At 33.1% G+C, this 21531-nt stretch carries 16 protein-coding genes; 13 read left to right on the forward strand and 3 right to left on the reverse strand.

The genetic code is table 11. The features are described 5' to 3' along the window. Window positions 1–331: 331 nt before the first annotated feature. Complete coding sequence (locus tag ISP02_RS01075) at window positions 332–1726, forward strand: amino acid permease (protein WP_195719825.1); 1395 nt, start codon at window positions 332–334, stop codon at window positions 1724–1726. Between the two features lie 83 nt (window positions 1727–1809). Here ISP02_RS01075 and ISP02_RS01080 read toward each other — a convergent pair whose 3' ends face one another. Next, on the reverse strand, window positions 1810–2430 hold the full coding sequence (locus ISP02_RS01080) for a LysE/ArgO family amino acid transporter (RefSeq protein ID WP_195719826.1): 621 nt from the start codon (window positions 2428–2430) through the stop codon (window positions 1810–1812). A gap of 184 nt (window positions 2431–2614) precedes the next feature. On the opposite strand from ISP02_RS01080, the gene ISP02_RS01085 reads away from it, so the two are divergent. From ISP02_RS01085 to qac, 5 genes are all read left to right on the forward strand, one after another. Further along, window positions 2615–4027, forward strand: coding sequence for an aminotransferase-like domain-containing protein (locus ISP02_RS01085; protein WP_195719827.1), 1413 nt, complete (start codon window positions 2615–2617; stop codon window positions 4025–4027). A 144-nt stretch (window positions 4028–4171) separates the two neighbouring features. Next, complete coding sequence (locus ISP02_RS01090) at window positions 4172–6523, forward strand: hypothetical protein (RefSeq protein ID WP_195719828.1); 2352 nt, start codon at window positions 4172–4174, stop codon at window positions 6521–6523. A 221-nt stretch (window positions 6524–6744) separates the two neighbouring features. After that, complete coding sequence (locus ISP02_RS01095) at window positions 6745–7320, forward strand: LysE family translocator (RefSeq protein ID WP_195721801.1); 576 nt, start codon at window positions 6745–6747, stop codon at window positions 7318–7320. 23 nt (window positions 7321–7343) lie between these two features. Continuing rightward, entirely contained in the window at window positions 7344–8120 is a 777-nt protein-coding gene (locus ISP02_RS01100; RefSeq protein WP_195719829.1) for an AraC family transcriptional regulator, read from the forward strand. Window positions 8121–8331: 211 nt separating this feature from the next. Next, window positions 8332–8655: a QacCGHJ group quaternary ammonium compound efflux SMR transporter gene (qac, locus tag ISP02_RS01105; protein WP_195719830.1), complete on the forward strand. Its 324-nt coding sequence runs from the start codon at window positions 8332–8334 to the stop codon at window positions 8653–8655. Window positions 8656–8723: 68 nt separating this feature from the next. On the opposite strand, the gene ISP02_RS01110 is transcribed toward qac, so the two are convergent. Next, window positions 8724–9608 (reverse strand): LysR family transcriptional regulator, encoded by an 885-nt coding sequence (locus tag ISP02_RS01110; RefSeq protein ID WP_195721802.1) that lies wholly within the window; start codon window positions 9606–9608, stop codon window positions 8724–8726. A 111-nt stretch (window positions 9609–9719) separates the two neighbouring features. Here ISP02_RS01110 and ISP02_RS01115 point away from each other — a divergent pair, with 111 nt between their 5' ends. The 5 genes from ISP02_RS01115 (at window position 9720) to ISP02_RS01135 (ending at window position 17551) form a co-directional block, all read left to right on the forward strand. Then, a complete protein-coding gene (locus tag ISP02_RS01115) occupies window positions 9720–10739 on the forward strand; it encodes a YeiH family protein (RefSeq protein WP_195719831.1) in 1020 nt (339 codons plus the stop codon). Window positions 10740–10856: 117 nt separating this feature from the next. Further along, complete coding sequence (exaC, locus tag ISP02_RS01120; protein WP_195719832.1) at window positions 10857–12377, forward strand: acetaldehyde dehydrogenase ExaC; 1521 nt, start codon at window positions 10857–10859, stop codon at window positions 12375–12377. 557 nt (window positions 12378–12934) lie between these two features. After that, window positions 12935–14452: an NADH dehydrogenase subunit 5 gene (locus tag ISP02_RS01125; RefSeq protein ID WP_195719833.1), complete on the forward strand. Its 1518-nt coding sequence runs from the start codon at window positions 12935–12937 to the stop codon at window positions 14450–14452. Between the two features lie 13 nt (window positions 14453–14465). Further along, complete coding sequence (locus ISP02_RS01130; protein ID WP_195719834.1) at window positions 14466–17075, forward strand: DUF2309 domain-containing protein; 2610 nt, start codon at window positions 14466–14468, stop codon at window positions 17073–17075. A gap of 104 nt (window positions 17076–17179) precedes the next feature. Continuing rightward, window positions 17180–17551 carry a DUF2294 domain-containing protein gene (locus ISP02_RS01135; RefSeq protein WP_195719835.1) on the forward strand — a complete coding sequence of 124 codons (372 nt, stop codon included), beginning with the start codon at window positions 17180–17182 and terminating at the stop codon, window positions 17549–17551. A 220-nt stretch (window positions 17552–17771) separates the two neighbouring features. Here ISP02_RS01135 and ISP02_RS01140 read toward each other — a convergent pair whose 3' ends face one another. Next, a complete protein-coding gene (locus tag ISP02_RS01140; RefSeq protein ID WP_195719836.1) occupies window positions 17772–18962 on the reverse strand; it encodes an MFS transporter in 1191 nt (396 codons plus the stop codon). 114 nt (window positions 18963–19076) lie between these two features. On the opposite strand from ISP02_RS01140, the gene ISP02_RS01145 reads away from it, so the two are divergent. Both ISP02_RS01145 and ISP02_RS13170 read left to right on the forward strand, forming a co-directional pair. Further along, the gene (locus ISP02_RS01145; RefSeq protein WP_195719837.1) at window positions 19077–19985 is read left to right on the forward strand and encodes a LysR family transcriptional regulator; all 909 of its coding nucleotides are present in this window, start codon (window positions 19077–19079) and stop codon (window positions 19983–19985) included. A gap of 151 nt (window positions 19986–20136) precedes the next feature. Next, the gene (locus ISP02_RS13170; protein ID WP_195721803.1) at window positions 20137–21531 is read left to right on the forward strand and encodes a histidine kinase N-terminal domain-containing protein; all 1395 of its coding nucleotides are present in this window, start codon (window positions 20137–20139) and stop codon (window positions 21529–21531) included.

Here is a 21531-nt window from a genome sequence, read left to right on the forward strand (position 1 = left end):
AGTAAAAATAATGTTTCTTAATAACTATATAATTGAATAATATGATTTAGATATCTCGATGTTTTAGTATTTGCGCGATGTTTTAGTATTTGCGCGATGTTTTAGTATTTGCGCGATGTTTTAGTATTTGCGCGATGTTTTAGTATTTGCGTAATGAAATTAATAATAAGTAGAAAGTATTTGCTACGCTTGTTATTTTAAAATAAATTAAGCAGTTTGCAGTAAATCATAGATTCAATACATTTATAATTTTCGGAATATTCCGCTTATTATGTTGAGATATTTATTCACATACATAGATTAATTTCACAGCAAGAAAGGAACAACAACTATGAATATATTAAGAAAAAAGGATATCACTGCAGTAATTTCTCAAAAACACTCCAAATTAAGAAAGAGTATGAATACATTTGATTTAGTTTTCTTAGGTATAGGAGCTATTATTGGGACAGGGATCTTTGTTTTAACTGGGACAGGTGCTTTAAAAGCCGGTCCGGGTCTGATGTTGTCATTTATAATTGCAGCTTTAGCATGTTTATTTACTGCTTTATGTTATGCAGAGTTCGCTTCAATGGTGCCAATTTCTGGTTCAGCGTATACGTATACCTATACAACATTAGGAGAGATTTTCGCTTTTATCATTGGTTGGGATTTGGCTCTAGAATATATGTTAGGTGTTAGTACTGTTTCAGTTGGCTGGTCCGGGTACTTCAATTCGCTATTGGTAGGTTTAGGTATACATATTCCTGAACAACTAACTGCGCCTCTCGGAGTCAACACAGCTAATAATGAGAAAGGGATATTCAATTTACCTGCTTTTATTATTGTCATGTTAGTTACAACACTTATTTCTATAGGTATTAGAGAGACGAAAAAAGTAAATAATATAATGGTTTTAATAAAAGTTGCTGTAATATTATTGTTTATTGTTGTTGCAATATTTTATGTTAAACCAAATAATTTAACTCCATTTTTACCTTATGGTTTTTCAGGTGTCTTTGCTGCAGCAGCAACAGTATTTTTTGCATTTATAGGTTTTGATGCTGTTTCATCTAGCGCAGAAGAAACGATCAACCCTGCTAAGACTATGCCTAAGGGGATAATAATTTCTTTAGTTATTTGTACAATTTTATATGTTTGTGTTTCATTAATAATGACTGGTGTTGTACCGTTTAAAATGTTTGCTAATTATGAAGCCCATCCTATTTCGGCAGTGTTAAAATACACGAATCAAAATTGGATATCTGGCGTCATTGATGTAGGTGCTATTCTTGGTATGACTACAGTTATGTTAGTAATGTTATATGGTCAAACGAGAGTTGCGTACGCAATGTCTAGAGACGGACTAATACCTAAAGTTTTTTCAACTATTAATAATAAAACAAATACACCATTTATTGCCACATGGATATTTGGTATATCAGCTGGTTTATTAGGCGCTCTTTTTTCTATAGAAACATTGTCAGAGATGGTAAGTATAGGTACGTTATCAGCATTCATATTAGTATCTGTATCTATTTTGATTTTACGTAAGACATCACCTAATATAGAAAGGAAATTTAAATGCCCATTAGTACCAATAGTACCGATTCTATCCATTTTCTTCTGTGCATTTCTAATTTTGAATTTAGATATCACTACTTGGATTAGATTTGTGGTTTGGTTAATATTAGGATTTATAATTTACTTTAGTTTTTCAATTAGAAATTCAAAATTAAATGCTTAAGTGATAGTTTGCAACAAAAACACTTAATATTAAAAAGGGAGTTAATCCATGACACACGTGTATTAACTCCCTTAGTTATGCGCTTAATGAACAATTATTTTTATTATATTTTTAAGGATAAGAATGGCAATAATTATTATAATGCAGCTGGAAAGTTTATTAACGATAATGATATATTTTCCTGTCTTATCTATGGAACCTAGCATTTTACCTGCTACTGCTAAAAATATAAACCAAAGCCAAGAAACAGCAATCGTTGCCAAACTAAATAATACTTTGTCACCATGTGAATAGAGCGCAGCGTTCGTACCAATAACACCTATTGTATCCATGATGGCATGTGGATTTAGCAACGATACAGATAAGGCGAAACCAATTTGTTTTTTACTACTTAATGGATCGAAATGTTCTAAATTAGCGGGGACTTCGTGCAATAAAGACCATGCCATATAAAGTAAAAATATTAAGCCCACGATATAGACAATCAATTGTAAAATTGGAAATGATACTAGAACTACTGAGACGCCAAGGACAGCTAGACTAATGAGTAAAGTATCGGACAAACTAGCAGTAATAATAACGGGGGCAGCTTTTATTAAACTTTTATGATTAGCTCCTTGGTTAAATACAAATACATTTTGGGCACCCAAAGGTAATATCAAACCTAACGATAATAAAATTCCGTGAATAATAGGTTGTAGCATAAATCAATCGCTCCTATAATTTAATTTCTTCATTAAACCAACCACTTCAGTGCAACAAAGCGCAACTTTTACAATAGATAAAAGTCAAACTGACGTTAATGTTTGTACCTATGCTATAATAATTTTTACTTTACGTAACCATCCAGTTAAAAAATAAAAAACCAACCAGATGAGAGTTGATACTATGGCAAAACCAAAATATAAAATAATAATCGACGATATCGTAAATGATATACAAGAAGGAACGTTAGCGCCTAATGACAAATTACCTTCACAAAGATCGTTGGCACATAAATATGATGTAAACAGATCTACTGTAGTACAAGCATTAGATATATTGAAAAGTTATGGCATTATTGCGACATCAGAGAAAAAGGGAGTCTACATATCCAATCAAAGTTGGAATTCATTCATTTCTAATAATATGAAATGGCAAGACTTTATAGGTAATAACGCCTCTAAAAATAATTTGTATTATGTGCAAAAAATTAATGAATTAGAATTTGTCGACAATATGATTCGTATGGGAACAGGAGAATTAGCCCCAGATTTAATACCCAATCACGCATTTAAACAAATACTGTCAGAGGGCAATCTACAACTGACTACGAATTATGAAGAAGCAAAAGGGAAATTAGAGTTACGACAAGCGATTGTACACTATATGAAGTACAAAGGTGTCGTATGTACTGTAGATGAAGTATGTATTACATCAGGTGCTTTGCAAGGATTAAAATTGATAGCGGAAGGCTTGTTAGTACCACAATCTAATATCATCATCGAGACACCTTCGTATATACATTCAGTACGTACGTGGAACAACATAACCGCTAGTATTAAACCACTTCACATCGATTATATTAAACGACACATTAATAATATTTTTAAAGCGAATCGTAATTATTATAATAGTATCTTCTACTGTATACCTACATTGCATAACCCGACACAACATAGTTATAGCGAGCAAGAAAAACAGAAAATCATTAATCAATGCCAACAAAATGGTATTCCCATTGTTGAAGACGATATATATGGAGACTTATGGTTTGGTGACACACGTCCACAACCGATGAAGTCATTACCAAATAGTGAAAACGTTATTTATTTAGGTAGTCTTTCGAAAACAGTCAGTCCGGGTCTACGCATTGGATGGGTTATCGCTAATAAACATATTATTAAGCATTTAGCAGATTTGAAAATGCAAAGCGATTATGGCGCAAGTTCTATATCACAATATATTGCACAACAATGGTTGTCACATTCACAATTTCATGAACAACATGTCGAACAATTAAAGACCATATTATTAGAAAAACGCAATTTATTATTAACAGCCATGGATAAATATTTAGCTGATTTGGGAGAATGGGAAAAACCTCAAGGTTCATTTTATGTGTGGTTTAAACTAAAACTATCTATAGATATGAAGCAATTATTTAATATGGCTAGTGAAGCGGGACTTATTATTCACCCAGGCGAAATATACGATAGGCAGGCACATCAATATATAAGGTTTTCTTATTCATATATAAATAAGGAGGATATAGAACCAGCTTTTGATATATTAAGACAATTAATTTTGAAATTATTATAAGTATAGGAATATACATAGTATAACTAGCACACTAACAATAATTAAAAATTAAGATAAAAAAATTATCAATTTGACTAAAAATAAAATTTTGTATATTATCAAGTTAAATAGAGATACCTTTCAATACAAGACTGGAGGACAACTATGAAACCACATCAAGAAATATTTAAGTATAGTATAAGAAAGTTAGCAAAAGGAGCAGGTGTATTACTTATCAGTAGCGTTTTACTGTGTAGCATGCAAAATAGCGCTTTCGCTGCGGAAAATAATCAGGACAATCAGCGAGTAAATAATCAAGGCGCAACTCATACGTCCGTTAAGGCTGAGCAGAAGAAAGATACGACAAATCCAGAAATTCAAAGTATCAAAATGGATAAACGTGAGTATGCACCTGGAGAAATTGCGATTGCAACATTAATCGTGAAAGATGCAAGCAATCTAGCTGATGCTTCAATCGGTTTTTCAAATACAACACAAGTAGGTGCACCAGCTTTAAGTGGTGTAGCTGATAAAGAAAACATCGAAAAGATTGGCGATGGTTTATGGAAAGTAACTATTCAAATTCATATTCCTGACAAAATAGGGACTACATTATACAATTTTTCGGCAGCTATAGTAGATGATGAAGCACAAAATGGAACAACGATAGCACCGGAACTTGCACCTACGTCACTCAATACTAAAGATTTATCATTTAAAGTAGTTAATAAAAGTACATCAAACATTGATACGGAGTTACCTCAATTTGATAGTGTGACAGTAGATAAACAAACATATGCACCGGGCGACGTGATAAAAGCGCAATTAAAAATTTCTGATAAAAGTACATTAAAAGAAGTATCAGTCGGTTTTGAAAATTATCCCGATAAAGGTTTAATTGGATTAAGTAAAGTTGCAGATTTAAGTAATGTACAACGTAATAGTGAAGGACAATGGGTAGTTAATGTAGACATTCCTGTACCGAATGATTTAGAAGACGGTAGTTATAAGTTTTCACATATTAGTGCGACGGACGAATTTGGAAACGCGTTTGGTTTAATTGACGTGCCGGATCTTGAGACAAAATTCCATAACGTAAAATTTAACGTTGCTAAGTCTGGTAATGATAAAGCAACTGTAGCTCCAATGAAACCACAAGCTAACGACCAAAATAAAGATACTGACAATATTAATAAAAATACTACTGATTCTAAAAAGTCTGATGATATAGATAAAAAAGATAATAATGTGACAATGCAAGAACAACCGAGGGATAACAACGCTAATAAATCAAATGAAAATGAACCACAAGATAGTGGTAAATCTACGCAAAACAAAGATGTTGTAAATACTAATGTAGAAAATAATAGCCAAGCAACGATGAAGGATAAAGCTGCTGACAACACAACTGAACCAAAATCATCAGAAGCACCTGAACAAAGTAAGAGCAATGATAGTAAAGTAGCACCACAAAACGAGGCACCTAAAGCACATACGCCAATTACAGATAGCAAAGTTGAACCTGTGGATGCACCACCATCACAACAAAAAAGCACAGCACAACCTAACGACGTAACATCAACTAAAAAAGCAATGGATAAGTCCCAACCGCAAATTAAAGGTGATACTTCAAAAGACAACAATGTACAAGCAATGCCACAAGATAAAAATGCCTCAAATAGTACAGCTAAAGATGTTAATAATAAATCACAAACAACTGACAAAAAATTAGCAGATACTAAATCATCCGAGCCAAAAGTGGATAAACAAAGTAATGTAGATAACGTTCAAAAAGGAACAAATGCTGAAGTAAAAACACAAGAACAAAAAGAACAACCGATGCAATCACAAAGTAAAGATAACAAGCATCAACAAGTAACAGCTAAATCACAAATGCAAAACAAAGCAACTCAAGGTAATGCGAAGGCTCAATCAACTACGAAACAACAGCCAAATAACAAAATGCAAGCTGAAATGCCTAAACAAGCAACAGCTAAATCACAAATGCAAGACAAAGCAACTCAAGGTAATGCGAAGACTCAATCAACTACGAAACAGCAGCCAAATAATAAAATGCAAGCTGAAATGCCTAAACAAGCAATAGCTAAATCACAAATGCAAAACAAAGTAACTCAAGGTAATGCGAAGACTCAATCAACTACGAAACAACAGCCAAATAATAAAATGCAAGCTGAAACGCCTAAACAAACGACAACAAAAGTTGCAGACAATGCTAAAAGTATCAAAACGCAACATGCAGCAAACAATAAAGCAGTAGCTACGCAATCTAAAGATAAGGCAACAGCTACTGACAAGAATAAAAGAGTTGTGACTGACAAACAAAAACAAACAACTTCAAAAGACAAAGCAAATAAAAATGCTAAAGATGCAAAATCAGCAAAACAATTACCTAAAACAGGTATGATGGATGCTATGCGTGATTACTTCTTTATTGGCGTATTGATGGCTGTTGGTATAACAGTAATTATGTTCAGACGATTTTCTGTTTTTAAATAAAATGATGTAGCGTATAATTGACAATTTCTATTTCAATTCAATAGAAATTGTCGTTTTCTATTAATATGGTAAATATAAGGTAAGTTACATAATGCAACTATCTTTTGCACATGCTAATTTAAAATATTTTTTAATGTCTGCAATTTTGTACTATCAGAAGTTAAAAGGTTTATATAAACTGAAATAACGATATAAAAATAATGAGTTAGGTAGTGAAAAAGATGAATGTTTTATCTTACTTTTTATATACTATAGTCATTACTGCAACGCCTGGTCCTACGAATATTGATATTTTAAATGCTATAAAAAATAAAGGGACTAAGGCAGGGTTAAGATACACTTATGGTGCATCGGCAGGCTTTTTTACACTATTAATTTTCTCGGCAATTTTAAATACTTTTTTAGTGTCCATAATGCCTAATCTACTAATTATTATGAAAGTGATTGGCAGTATATACATGTTATACTTGATTTACATGTTATTTAAGAAACACCATAACGCAAAAGGTGACGCTAATATCGGCACTTTTAAATCAGGGTTTAAGTTACAATTTTTAAACCCTAAAGTAATAACTTTTACAATGACTGTAATACCAACATTTGTGCTTGTATATTATAAATCAGTTACGATGATTACTATATACATATTCGTAACTTCGATTATCGCAATGTTTGCTTTTAGTTTGTGGCTTATTTTTGGATCATTATTACAAAATTTTCTCAGACGTCACGAATTAGGCATGAATATAGTGATGGCCTTATTTTTATTTTATGCGGCAATTATGGTTTGGATCTAATTATGTACTAAGGATGTGTAGCTATGAATGAATTTACATTTAAAAATGCGATTAATATTACTGCACTGCATGCAAAATTAGATGACTTTATGTACAAAACACACGACCACCAAGAATATGCTATCGGCGTCACTTTACATGGTATTCAAGCCTATAACTTAAAAAATGATTTTATATTGAATCACAGTAACGGTGTTATGTTTTTTAATCCTGAAGAAAATCATGATGGTAGGGCATATAATAATCAAATTCTGGAATACGTCATGTTGTACATTAAACCTGAACAATTACTAGAAGCTACGAATTTAAAACATCTCTATCAATTTGCAAAACCTACTATTTATGACGAAACAATTAAACATAATATTTTACGACTTACTGCTGCAATCTTTAATGGTGAAACGGATGATATTTGTAATAGCTTATTTATAACATTGGTCGATAGTTTACAAGTTGATAATACACATCTGTTTACACAAAATGACAATAATAAATTAACGTTAGCTCAAGAAATAATAAAAAAACAATTAACCGATAAGCTTAATATTGATGATATTGCACATCATCTCGAAATGTCTAAATATCAATTCATTCGTTTCTTTAAACGTCAATGTGGTATTACACCATATCAATACTATATTAATTATAAAGTTGAAATGGCAAAGCGCATTATAGAAACGTATAAAGATGTCTATTGGGCTATCACAGAATGCGGTTTCGTAGATTTAACACACTTAAACAAATGTTTTAAATATCGTTACGGCGTTACAGCGCATCAATATATGTCTCAATTTAGATAACCCCCTCACTATGAAAATAGTGAAGGGGTTTTATAATGTCAGTCGATGTATGCCGTCTTTGTTTATACCGATGTAATACGTAGTTCATTTGAAAATTTTCGAACCGCTAAAATCAACACCTCGCAAATTATGATAAAATTTCAAGTCTGTTTATTGTTTAAAAGTCGCGTAAACTATTCAGTATCACACTTTTTACACAAGGAGAATATTCATGTCTTATTTATTTTTAATTTTAGCGATAGTTTTAGAAGTGGTTGGTAGTGCATTTCTTAAATCTTCAGAGGGTTTTAGTAAATTAGTTCCAACTATAGCAACTTTAATATCATTTGTATTATGTTTCTTTTTCTTAAGTAAAACTTTACAAAATTTGCCTTTAAATATTACTTATGCAACATGGGCAGGTTTAGGACTTGTTTTGACAACAATAATATCAGTCATTGTTTTTAGAGAACAAATTAATTTAATAAGTGTTATTTCAATTTTTCTTATCATTTTGGGCGTCGTATTATTAAATACATTTGGTTCATTGCATTAATTGTTTTGTTGATTCGTTAAACCAATACGACATTCATATCAAGTAATAACTATATATAGTAATAGCCATTACAGTTGATCGACGTGTTGTTGCATAATATCGATGAATGCTTGTAATGCCTTTGTTCTCAAAGATGAGTGTTCTAAATAAGCGAATGAACGTTGGAGCGGTAACTTCTCGGTATTAATAATTATTAGCTCGTTACGCGCTAATTCTTTTTTTATGGCCCAAGTAGATAAAACGCTTAAGCCTATTCCAGATTCTACTGATGTTTTTATTGGCTGCGTACTGCTATAGTGCAATAATTTATGTGGTTCGATAGCTAATAACTTGAATACTTTGTCCATAGCTTCACGAGTACCAGAACCGTGTTCACGTACTATCCAGTTTTGTAATGCTAATTGTTCTGTCGTTACATAAGATAATTGAGCTAATGGGTGGCTAGGGCTAGCGACAATAACCATAGAATCTTCTGCGAAAATGGTTTTCTTAATAGATTTATGACTGACCTTACCTTCAATAATACCTATGTCTAATTGTCGGGTTTCTACTAAATGCATGATTTCTTCTGTATTATCAATCGTTACATTTGGTTTAATATCAGGATAATAATGAAGCGTTTGTGAAATGACATGTGGCAACACATATTCTCCAAACGTATAACTTGCACCAATCTTTAATTCTCCACTAGGCGATTGGCTTAAATCATTAACTTGATCGCGCATATTGTCATAAAGTGCCATGATTTCTTTAGCGTATGAATACACAATCTCGCCAGCTTTACTTAAATAGACATATTTATTACTACGCTCTAATAACTTAATCCCCATGCGTTCTTCTAGCGTGCGTATGTATTGAGATACGGCTGGCTGAGTCATAAGATGGACCTCGGCAGCACGGGAGAAACTTTGTTTTTCAGCTACAGTGATAAAAACAGTTAAATATTGATCTATTTTAAACGCCTACTTTCTTCTATAAGTATTTACTTATTATAGGTATTATAATAAATAATTTTACTTATGTATAGTGTCATCATATGCTTGTGGATGACGGGAGGCATTATTATGACAGACACTAAACGAGATGGACAAAACTTAACTAAGAATTTTATGTTAGGAGTCATATTTACTTTTATCATTGCGGGACTAGGATTTTTATTGTCGTTAATCCCTGGGCTAGATCATATCGGACAATTGGCATGCGCTATTTTATTGGCGGTAATTTATCGACAAATATTTGGTTACCCTAATCAGCTCAAACAAGGAATTGTTTTTACGCAACAAAAATTATTACGTTTAGCGATAATTTTGTATGGCTTAAAATTAAACGTCGATGCGATACTGCACCATGGATTAATGTTAATCGTTAAAGATGCTGTTATTATTGCATTTGCCATTTTAGCAATGATTATATTATCGAACATTTTTAAAACAGATAAAATGATTACATTATTACTTGGGATAGGTACTGGCGTATGTGGAGCGGCAGCAATAGCAGCAATAGCTCCAATCGTTAAATCTAAAGATGAAGATACTGCGATTAGTGTAGGATTAGTCGCATTAGTAGGTACTATTTTTGGAATTGGTTATACGTTATTACAACCTTTACTACCAATAAGTAATCAGCAATATGGTATATGGTCTGGTAGTAGTTTGCATGAGATTGCGCATGTTGCAATTGCGGCAGGACCATTAGGAGATCACACGATAGCAATAGCCATGTTGGCAAAATTGGGACGTGTATTTTTACTTGTGCCTTTAGCATTTATATTTCTGGTATATATGAAGAAGAAAAATCAAAGAAATAATAAAGATGAAAATACGCGTATTCAGTTTCCATGGTTTCTAATTGGCTTTATATTAATGAGTGTTATAGCAACATATGTACTTGGTAAGGTTATTACATTACCACATGGCGTAATGTCTAGCATTTCTCAAGTTACAACATGGCTGTTAACTGCTGCTATGGTAGGGTTAGGTTTAAACGTTAATTTACAAGACGTAAAAGATAAAGCATTTAAACCATTATTAATAATGATATGTGTATCGGTTTGTGTATCGATATTGGCATATTTATTAATTTAAAGCGCATTAACATCAGTTGATCAGGTAAAATATAAATAAAAAAATTATATTAAGATGTTTTAAAAGCGCTTACATTTTTTGAAAAAGGGTAAAATTCAAAAAAAGGAGGTAATGTTAATGATCTTTCAAAATCCAACAGAACAAAATGCACAATACAAAGTAAAATCAAAGTATGAGAACTTTATAGGTGGCCAATGGGTAGCACCTAAAGAAGGGAATTACTTCGATAATATTTCACCGATTACTGGTGAAAAGTATTCAGAAGTACCACGCTCTACTAAAGCGGATGTTGATAAGGCTGTTGAGGCGGCGCATAAAGCACAAGCTGAATGGGGCAAAAAATCATTAGCTGAACGTTCACAGTTACTATTAGATATTGCGGACCGCGTTGAAGAAAATTTAGAATACTTAGCTGTTGTTGAAACTTTTGATAATGGTAAACCTATTAGAGAATGTTTAGCGGCTGACTTACCTTTAGTCGTGGATCATTTCAGATATTTCGCAGGTGTAATTCGTGCTGAAGAAGGTGGCATTTCACAAATTGATAATGATACTGTAGCTTATCACTATAAAGAACCTTTAGGAGTAGTTGGTCAAATTATTCCATGGAACTTCCCATTACTAATGGCAACTTGGAAAATTGCACCTGCATTAGTAACTGGTAATGCCGTCGTGTTAAAACCAGCAGAGCAAACTCCGGTTTCAGTTTTACACTTGGTTGAACTTATCGCTGATATATTACCAGAAGGCTTATTGAATGTTGTTAATGGTTTTGGTGCCGAAACAGGTGAAGCATTAGCAACACATAAAGATATTAACAAAGTTGCATTTACTGGTGAAACAACAACTGGTAAAACAATTATGAAAAATGCTAGTGACAATATTATTCCTGTTACGCTAGAACTAGGTGGTAAATCACCAAATGTTTTCTTCAAAGATATAATGGATGAAGATGATGCGTACCTAGAGAAAGCTGTTGAAGGTTTAGTCATGTTCGCATTAAACCAAGGTGAAGTATGTACTTGTCCTTCACGTGCATTAATTCATGAAGATATTTACGAAGATTTTATTAAATTATGTATTGATAAAGTGAATAAAATTAAATTTGGTAATCCACTAGATGACAGTACAATGGTTGGTGCTCAAACTTCTAATGAACAGCAAGAAAAAATTAAAAAATATTTAAATATTGGTAAAGAAGAAGGTGCAGAAGTATTAGTTGGTGGTGGCATTAGAGAAGAAGATGATGAATTAGGTAATGGCTTTTATATTGAACCAACAATTTTTAAAGGTACTCAAAATATGCGTATTTTCCAAGAAGAAATTTTTGGGCCAGTACTATCAGTAGCAACATTTAAAGATAACGATGAAGCATTAGAAATGGCTAACGACACAATGTATGGCTTAGGCGCTGGTATTTGGACTAGAAGTCAAAACACTGCATATCGTATCGGCAGAGGTATTCAAGCTGGTCGTGTATGGGTGAATAACTATCACACATATCCTGCACACGCTGCGTTCGGTGGTTATAAAATGAGCGGTATTGGTCGTGAAAATCATCTTATGATGTTAGAACACTATCAACAAACTAAAAACTTACTTGTTAGCTATGATGAAAATCCTACAGGATTATTCTAAGTTCTATATATACAAAGTTAAGCAAGAAAGTGACGCTACAGCTGTTCTTTAATCTGTGGCGTTGCTTTTTTTATGATCATAAGTGAACTATCAAAAGAGCTAAACTTGACTTTTTACTTAATAAATTATAAATTATTGTTATTCTGATTAAATATGACATTAACAATTGGATAGTGAGAGTGAAGCTTTAGCAGACAATTAATAAACTTTATTGATTGAATGAAGAAGTCGTCAAAATCATATGTTCAATTTACTTATTATAATACATTTAAGTTTAATTACATAAGGCAGCAACACAAAATGAGTTAAGAAATACTAATGAACAGTAGTCACATAGAAATCGAACACACTATATAACTGATTTATATAAATAAATTGGTATTGTATGTCGATAAGCTAATAAAGGCTAGTTCCACTTTTTCATACTCAAGTTGTAATGAAGCCGACAATTGTAATAGATGATTCCCATTTATTGCTAATTGTCGGCTTCTTTTTATTTTTATTATGAGAGAAAAGAAACCAACAATGACGAATTTACTATTAAAGGAGACAAGCTTATGTTCACATCTACTGCGTTGTCTACGCTCATGCTAATATTTATCATTACGCTTATCATAGCAAGCGTTAGTGGGCTTTTATTTATTAATACGCGCGTGCCATTATCATACATACATTTTCATTTAATAATAGGTGCATTACCGATTATTGTATCTTTTGTAGCACTTATACAAACGCGGCAAAGTATATTAATGGGGCCATTTCACTTTGATATATTGGCATGGTTGATGGCATTTTTTGTACTAGTTATTGGTTTGATTATTCAAAGATTTTCTATGCAATATTTAAAAGGTGATTTTAACTATAGAAAGTACTTTGTTCTGTTTCAAGGTGTAAGCAGTTTTGCCTCTATCGCTTGGTTAAGTGATGATTTACGTCTAATGACTTTATTTTGGGGACTAACTTTAGTGTGTTTAACGTTATTAATGCGTTTAAACGGACGATGGAAAGTAACAAAAACAGCTGCTAAAGTAACAGCGCGCTATTTCTTTTTAGGGTGGCTAGCATTAGGTATAGTTGTATTGTGGTGCTATTTCATCACAGGCGAATGGAAATTTTCAACCGTGTTAACGGAGTCTAATTTGGCATTAATCACAGGTTGGGAGTATTTTGCTTTATCTATTTTAATTATTTTAGCAGTTATTGTTCCAGCGGCTCAATGGCCATTTCAACGATGGCTTATCGAATCTGTAGCTGCTCCAACACCAGTCTCAGCAATTATGCATGCGGGTATCGTTAATGCCGGTGGTGTTATGCTTACGCGCTTTTCTCCATTATTTACAAGTGATATTGCTGCAATTATTTTAATCATTATTGCATGCATTTCGGTATTAATTGGCTCAGGCATTAGCTTGGTACACGTAGACTATAAACGCCAGCTCGTAGGTTCAACGATGGGACAAATGGGCTTTATGTTAATTCAATGTGCTTTAGGGGCTTATATAGCAGCAATTATACATTTAATATTGCATGGCTTATTTAAAGCCACTTTGTTTTTAAGATCAGGTTCAGCAGTACAACATTTTGATGTACCAGCGAGAGCTCGAGAACGTTTATCTTATGTTTGGATAGTTTTAGGAAGGCTACTTGCTTGTGCATTAGCTGTGGCTTTTTGGTTCACTACACATGAACAAGGATATGGTATTGTAAGTGCACTCATATTAGCATGGTCATTATCGGTATCGTGGACACAACTTGTCGCTTTTGGTGAAGGTGTTGTCGGTCGTTTGATTGGGTTAAGTGCGCTAGTTATTATCGGTATCGTTTATTTAGGTGTACATCATTATTTCTATAGTTGGTTAGAAGGCATAACTATTCATCAAAATCAGCCTTCCATCTTCGTCTTTATCGCAGTTGTAATTATTTTAATGCTTGGTAGTATCGCAAGTACATGGGTGGCGCGTCATCGATCATCTAAAACATTTGTCAAAATATATTTATGGCTAGTTCATATTGGTGACGCTAAGACTCAAGCTATTGAACGACATCCGAATTATTTGAAAAAATTCTTATCGTAAAGGAGACAACAATATGGTTTCAACGAAAACTCAAACTCAAACAACTCAAACATTTCTAAATGAAACTGACATTGCTCAGTTAATAGATAGTGCTAGTAATGTCATAGTACCATTGTCTCCGATTTCTATTTTTGCTGCCCGTCATCCATGGGTAAAATTAGAAGATAAGGACTTTAAACAGGTTGCTAGATGGTTAGATAATACGAGAGATGTCGATATTTACCCTGGTACTAAAACAATAATGCAAGCTTATCGCGATGGAGAAATAAGTGATACTATTTTAGAACAAAAATTAAAGCAGTGGTTAGATGACAATAATCGTACGTTACCTTTAGAAGAAGCGTATCGTTATTGCACAAATGTAATGAAGTTTGACCCATTACCGAAAAATATCATTAAAAAAATCCAGCATAGCCAAATTGAAGATGTGGCATTAGATAATTTAATGGACGAAGCACAAATAGTGCGCTCCATGCCGCCTAGAAGTAAACATATCAAATATAAAAACCCACATACTTATTTACAATTGCTTGATTACCATGTCATAAAATGGTGCAAATTATATCTCGATGATAACCAGTCTAGTTGGACGTTACCAAATCGAGAACAAGGATTCTTTTATGCCTGGAAAAAATTAGTCATCCATGACCCTGCATTATCTAAAGCCGAGCGTCAAACCTTAGCTTCATTACCTAACGAGCCACATGAAATGATTGCTGAAACGCTAACATTATTAGATATTCCTGAAACATCAAGACAAGGCTATCTAGAAAGTCATTTGTTAGCTTTACCTGGATGGGCAGGTATGTTGTTATGGCGAATGGAGCAAACTCATAAAAAGTCGTACTTAATTACAGAATATTTAGCGATTCGATTAGCACTAGAATGGTCATTTATTAAACCTTATTTGCCAGTGGAAACAACACGGCCCATACCACAACGTTCATTGGAAACATTAGTAGGTGAATGGTGTCACTGGGGTGAGCTAACAATTGTTGGCTGGCAACAATTGACGTTAGAGCAACAACAAGAATATTTAAAATTTGCTTTAGAATTTGATAGCAAAACACAACGACACATTTGGTTAGAAGCATGGGAAGAAACTTATGAAGCCCGCTTAAAAGAGCAACTATTAACGAGTGACCAAGATGAAAGCGGCGCTAAAACTGAGGCGCAATTGGCTTTTTGTATCGATGTTCGTTCTGAGCAATTTCGTAGTCAATTGGAAAATGCAGGACCGTTCGAAACAATTGGAATTGCTGGTTTTTATGGACTGCCGATCGCTAGTGCTAAGTTAGGCAGTGATCATAGTCACGCTTCATTACCAGTTATGAATACACCGCAACATAAAATTAAAGAATATGCACGTCCTCATGAAATGAAAACATATCATGAACGGAAAAATTCAATTAGCGCGTTAATATATACATTTAAGAAGATGAAACAAAATGTATTGCCTAGCTTGTTATTACCTGAATTAACAGGTTCTTGGTTAAGTGTACAAATGTTATCACGCACATTTTTACCACGACCTATTGGACGATGTATTCATAAATTTTATTCTCGTTGTTTACAAAAACCGAAAACATCTTTAACACTTTCTAATGATAAGTTTGGTGTTGAAGAAGGTTTGCCAGTAGGATTTTCAACACAAGAACAAATTGACTATGCACATCAAGCATTAAAACTGATGGGCTTAACAGAGTATTTTGCACCATTAGTCGTTTTTTGTGGTCACGGTAGTCAGAGTGCAAATAATCCTTATGCTTCATCTTTAGATTGTGGTGCTTGTGGTGGTGCAGCTAGTGGGTTTAACGCCAAAGTGCTAGCGATGTTATGTAATTTGCCAGATGTAAGAACAGGTCTCCAAAATTTAGGCGTTAATATACCCGTAGAAACGGTATTTACAGCTGCCGAACACAATACTTCTGTAGACAATTTGGCGTGGATATATTTACCAACGTTATCACGCGAAGCAAAAGCTGCATACGAGCATATTGAACAGGTTATGCCAAAGGTAAGTAAACAAGCTAATACACAACGCATGTTAACTTTGCCGACGTTAAAAAATAATATCAGTAATCCTGAAGAAGAGGCATATCGGTTAGCAAACGATTGGAGTGAAGTGCGCCCTGAATGGGGGCTAGCACGTAATGCGTCATTTATTATCGCGCCACGTAAACTGACACAAAATAAAGATTTAGAGGGCAGAGCCTTCTTGCACAATTATGATTGGCGACAAGATAGCGACGGATCGATTTTAGGTAATATTATTGCAGGGCCTGCTACGGTAGCACAGTGGATTAACTTACAATATTATGCTTCGACTGTAGCACCACATTACTATGGTAGTGGGAGTAAAACGACTCAAACTATTACTGGTGGTATTGGTGTCATGCAAGGAAACGCCAGTGATTTATTAACAGGCTTGCCTTGGCAATCTGTTATGAAATCGGACTTCGAAGCATACCACGCACCATTAAGATTATTAATTGTCGTTCAAGCACCTGATTCGTATATTGAACAATTATTATCAAGCAACAGTGACTTTAAACAAAAAGTTACAAATGGTTGGCTGCAATTAGCAAGTATAGGTAATGATGGCATATGGAAACATTGGTAACAACAGATTACTTGATGCATTGTTTATACATTTCATGATTGAACATGTATAATAAAGTTACATATAATATCATAAGTTTTTATAGTTATAGGAGTTGTTGCTAAATGCCATTAACAAAGGGTGCTTGCGAATCTGACATTAGTAAAGCAATTACGCAATGGGAAAAAGAATATCTAGGTAGAGGCTCATTGTCAGTAAAAACAGATATCGTAAGAGATATGATTATCGTCGATTTGCAAGGTGTACTAACACCAGCAGAATATAATGTATGTGAAACGCAGGAAGGTTTACTATCCATTAAAAGAACACGTTCTAAATTAGTCGAATCGGGTGCAGAGGATTTAAAAGATATCATTTTGCAACTAACTGGCGAAACAGTCAAAAGCGTACATACAGACTTAAGTGCGCGTACAGGTGAACGTATCATTGTTTTTAAATTAAATAATGATTTAGCACAACAATTTAACAAAGAATAATTAGCGACTATCTATATGCTAAGTGCTATTAATTCACGTAGTAATAATAAACATAAGCCATTTTTATTTGTCTATTAATAGAGAAATGAAAGTGGCTTTTTGTATGATAATAAATTATTCAGACTAAAAATATTGCTGGATAGTATTAGAATAAAAAGAAGCCAATCAACACGTTTATATTTCTTACGCATTGATTGACTTTTTTTTAAAATATATCCTATCATCTTGCCCTAATCGTTAACGAAATAATAAATGCGATAACCATAAACATTACAATCATTAATACGACACCTGGCCAATAAATTAAGCTATAAAAATAACCAGCCAATGTACCTCCGACAGAAGAACCCATGTAATAGAATAATAAATAAAGACTGGAAGCTTGTGCGTTGTGGTGTTCAGAGCGTCTTGCTACTACCGCGCTAGCGATAGCATGTCCACTAAAAAAGGCATAAATACTAATAGCTAAACCAATAATTTTAAATGTTAAAAACGGCAACAACGTCACACATATACCAATTGTTAACATTAAAATACTAAACTTCAAGGCATTAATCGAGCCTAGTTTTTCACGTAACTTTGCGTTTAACATAGAAGAAAGCATACCTATTAAAAATAATAGATAAACGAAACTAATAATGCTCGGGTGTAAATGATATGGAGCAGATTTTAATTCAAAAGAAATATAATTAAATGCCGCTATATTACTTCCTAAAAATAAAAAGCCAAGCATAAACGGTTTCAGTAGTCTAATATTTCGTAAATGACTCCAGTAACTCATAATGAGTTCTCTAAATGAAAATTTTTGACGTTCGAAATGTTGTGATTTAGGCAATAGCATCGTAAATAAGAGTGCTGCTATAACGCTGAGAACAGCTATTGATAATAAACCAGTTTGATAATCAAAGACACTAGAAATATATCCTGTGAATATACGACCAAACGCACCGCCAAATGCATTACCACCAATATAAATGCCCATAGCTTCTGGCAAATTATGAGGTGATATTTCCTCTCCAATATAAGCCATTGCTATTGATGGTAGACCAGCCAAACAAACCCCTTGTAGTAATCTAATAGCAAGAAATGCATTGAAGTCAGTAATGAAGGGCTGGACAATGGCTAATAATGATACAGATATAACTGAAAAAATCATGACAGGTTTACGTCCTACAACTTCAGAAATAGCACCAAAAAATAACATAGCAAAAGCTAATGTTAATGTCGTAGTAGATAGGGGCAAGCTAGCAGTAGTCTTATCTACATGGAAAGTTTTTGTAAAGTGAGGTATCAATGGTTGAACACTATATAAAATCGAAAAGATGGTAAAACCAGCAATAAATAAAGCAACGTTTACTTTTAAATACGCGGGTGTCCCTTTTTCTACAAAACTGTTTGAAATATTTTGCATTGGTGAAATACCTCTCTTTTAATTAATGATTTTATGTTAGCATGTAAATACTAATAAATGAAATGCATAATTTTCATATCATTAATGCGTTAAACGCATAAGGAGGGCTTGAATGTGGAATGGCACCATTTAGAATATTTTAAATTGTTAGCGAAGTTACAAAATGTATCATTATCAGCCAAACAATTAAATGTCAGTCAGTCCGCGCTTAGTCGTGCGATTAAGCATTTAGAGGAAGAAGTAGGTAGTCCGTTATTTAATAGGGTGGGGAGATCATTAAAATTAAATAAACATGGAAAGGAATTTTTAGTAACGGTTAATACTATTACTCAAGAAATGGAAATGTTTAAAAGTAAAGTGACTCAATCTATCGATATGTTGAATGGAGACATAACGTTAGGTTTTTTACATTCTGTAGGACCAACATATTTATCAGACTTCCTAAAAACATTTAATGCGGACTATCCTAATATCAGGGTGAAACTTTTACAAGACGATGCTAAGGGGCTAATTTCTAAATTAGAAAATGGAGACATTGATATAGCAATTACAATGGTTACTCCTGCTAGTAAAAGTGTTTGCTTTATTCCATTATTACAGGAACAATTGTTTATCACACTCAATAGCAACCATAATTTAGCTCAGGCACAAAGTTTAAATGTTGCCGATTTAGTGGATGAGCGATTTATTTTATTAAAAGAAAACTTTGTTTTGCGTGAACAAGTCGATCGAATTTTTAGTGATCATGGTATCAATGTAGAAATTAACTTCGAAAGTGATGAAACATTAACGATTGCGAGCTTTGTTAGTGCCGGTTTGGGTATTTCTATTTTACCAAAATTAAAAAATATACAGTTACCGAACCTTACTCAAATACCTATAAATAAATACAATGCGCAACGTAAGATAGGTTTATGTTATTTAACTCAAACCGACTTGCTGCCGATTGTTAAAGTTACTAAAGAAAGCTTAATTAACTATTTTAACAATTACAATGAGGGCGAAGATTATAATAATAATTAATATAAAATATAAATTTTTAAGTCAAATGTAATCTTTTATTTATAATTGACATGAGTAAGACAAAAATAGATAATTGTTACATATAAAATATAATTATCAAAATATTCGCACATCATGATGGGGATGATAGATCATTGAAAATGTTACAACCATTTGTAAGAACTACACGACTTTATCAAGTGAAGAAATAGAAAATATTGCACAATTAGCGGCTCAACTACAACGCATTGCAGATTTAAATAGGTCATATGTATTTATTGATTGCTTTTCAAAAGAAGCAAATCATCTAGTCGTCGTAGCTGAGGCTGTTCCATCGAATGAAGCAAACTTATATCAAAATTCAGTACTAACACAAAATGTGTATGAAAAGTTTGAACCAGCCGTATTTCGTTCTTTAAAAATCGAAAAAGATGTTCATCATCATAAAGCGGTAACGCAAGAAGGACAAGTAGTTGAACAAAACGTGACGCCAATTAAAGTGAATGATACTGTTATAGGCGCATTAATTATGGAGAAAGATATAACGAGACAAATTGAAAATGAAGAGAAATTACATGTTTTCTCGAGAGCAACTGAAACGATAAGTGAATTATTTAAATATCCGAGCAGCGAACAAATATTTGTCCCAGACATGATTGAAGAAGCGTTGTTTTATCTAGACACTTCATTTATTGTTCAATATTATAATTTAAAAGGTGAAAAAATAGTTCAAGATTTGACCGATAAGCAGTGTGATTTAAATATATCGATTTTAAATATTTTTCCAGACTTCGATTACATATTGAACGATGACAGAGTTATAGTAATTGAAAATAGAGCGATACAAAATAAATACTTTCAAATCAAGTGCGTTAAGTTGTTTACTGACCAACAATTGACGGGATACTTGATGATGTTAAAAGATATATCTGATACCAAAGAAAAAGAAAAAGCTTTAATATCTAAAACGGTCGCAATACGAGAAGTGCATCATCGTGTCAAAAACAACTTACAAACCGTTGCAAGTTTACTAAGGTTACAAATGAGGATGGGTATACCGGATGAAAGTAAACATTATTTTCAAGAAAGCTTGAATCGTATCTTATGTATTGCCTCAGTATACGAAGTTATTTTGAGTGAATCACATTCTGATCAGGTTAATATTGCTACTTTAATCGAAAAGATTGGTAATGCACTCGTATATAGCGAAACTGCAGAACAAGTAGTCGATATTAGTTATGACATTGATAAGCAATTATATATACCTTCACACTTAGCAATATCTGTAGCTTTAATTGCGAATGAATTGATTACTAATAGTTTACAACATGCATTCAAGCAGTCTTCAAAGGGCAGCATATTTGTCTCTCTATCTTATGATCAAGTACAAACAACATATAGGTTAAAGGTTCAAGATAATGGTATTGGGGATAATCATTATCCAAGTTCATTTGGTTTAAATATTGTAAATACAATTGCCGAAAATGACTTAGACGGTTATTTTAACATTATACAAAATGATATAGGCACACTTGCACAACTCGTATTTCAATATAAAGGGGAGTAA

Origin of the sequence: Staphylococcus durrellii, from assembly GCF_015594545.1 — a bacterium.
GTDB lineage: Bacteria > Bacillota > Bacilli > Staphylococcales > Staphylococcaceae > Staphylococcus > Staphylococcus durrellii.

Coding starts and splice junctions, on each gene's coding strand:
- ISP02_RS01080 (WP_195719826.1), bottom strand. CDS start 2,430: ATGCTACAACCTATTATTCACGGAATTTTATTATCGTTAGGTTTGATA.
- ISP02_RS01135 (WP_195719835.1), top strand. CDS start 17,180: ATGCCATTAACAAAGGGTGCTTGCGAATCTGACATTAGTAAAGCAATT.
- ISP02_RS01125 (WP_195719833.1), top strand. CDS start 12,935: ATGTTCACATCTACTGCGTTGTCTACGCTCATGCTAATATTTATCATT.
- qac (WP_195719830.1), top strand. CDS start 8,332: ATGTCTTATTTATTTTTAATTTTAGCGATAGTTTTAGAAGTGGTTGGT.
- ISP02_RS01085 (WP_195719827.1), top strand. CDS start 2,615: ATGGCAAAACCAAAATATAAAATAATAATCGACGATATCGTAAATGAT.
- ISP02_RS01075 (WP_195719825.1), top strand. CDS start 332: ATGAATATATTAAGAAAAAAGGATATCACTGCAGTAATTTCTCAAAAA.
- exaC (WP_195719832.1), top strand. CDS start 10,857: ATGATCTTTCAAAATCCAACAGAACAAAATGCACAATACAAAGTAAAA.
- ISP02_RS01130 (WP_195719834.1), top strand. CDS start 14,466: ATGGTTTCAACGAAAACTCAAACTCAAACAACTCAAACATTTCTAAAT.
- ISP02_RS01100 (WP_195719829.1), top strand. CDS start 7,344: ATGAATGAATTTACATTTAAAAATGCGATTAATATTACTGCACTGCAT.
- ISP02_RS01115 (WP_195719831.1), top strand. CDS start 9,720: ATGACAGACACTAAACGAGATGGACAAAACTTAACTAAGAATTTTATG.
- ISP02_RS01090 (WP_195719828.1), top strand. CDS start 4,172: ATGAAACCACATCAAGAAATATTTAAGTATAGTATAAGAAAGTTAGCA.
- ISP02_RS01140 (WP_195719836.1), bottom strand. CDS start 18,962: ATGCAAAATATTTCAAACAGTTTTGTAGAAAAAGGGACACCCGCGTAT.
- ISP02_RS01095 (WP_195721801.1), top strand. CDS start 6,745: ATGAATGTTTTATCTTACTTTTTATATACTATAGTCATTACTGCAACG.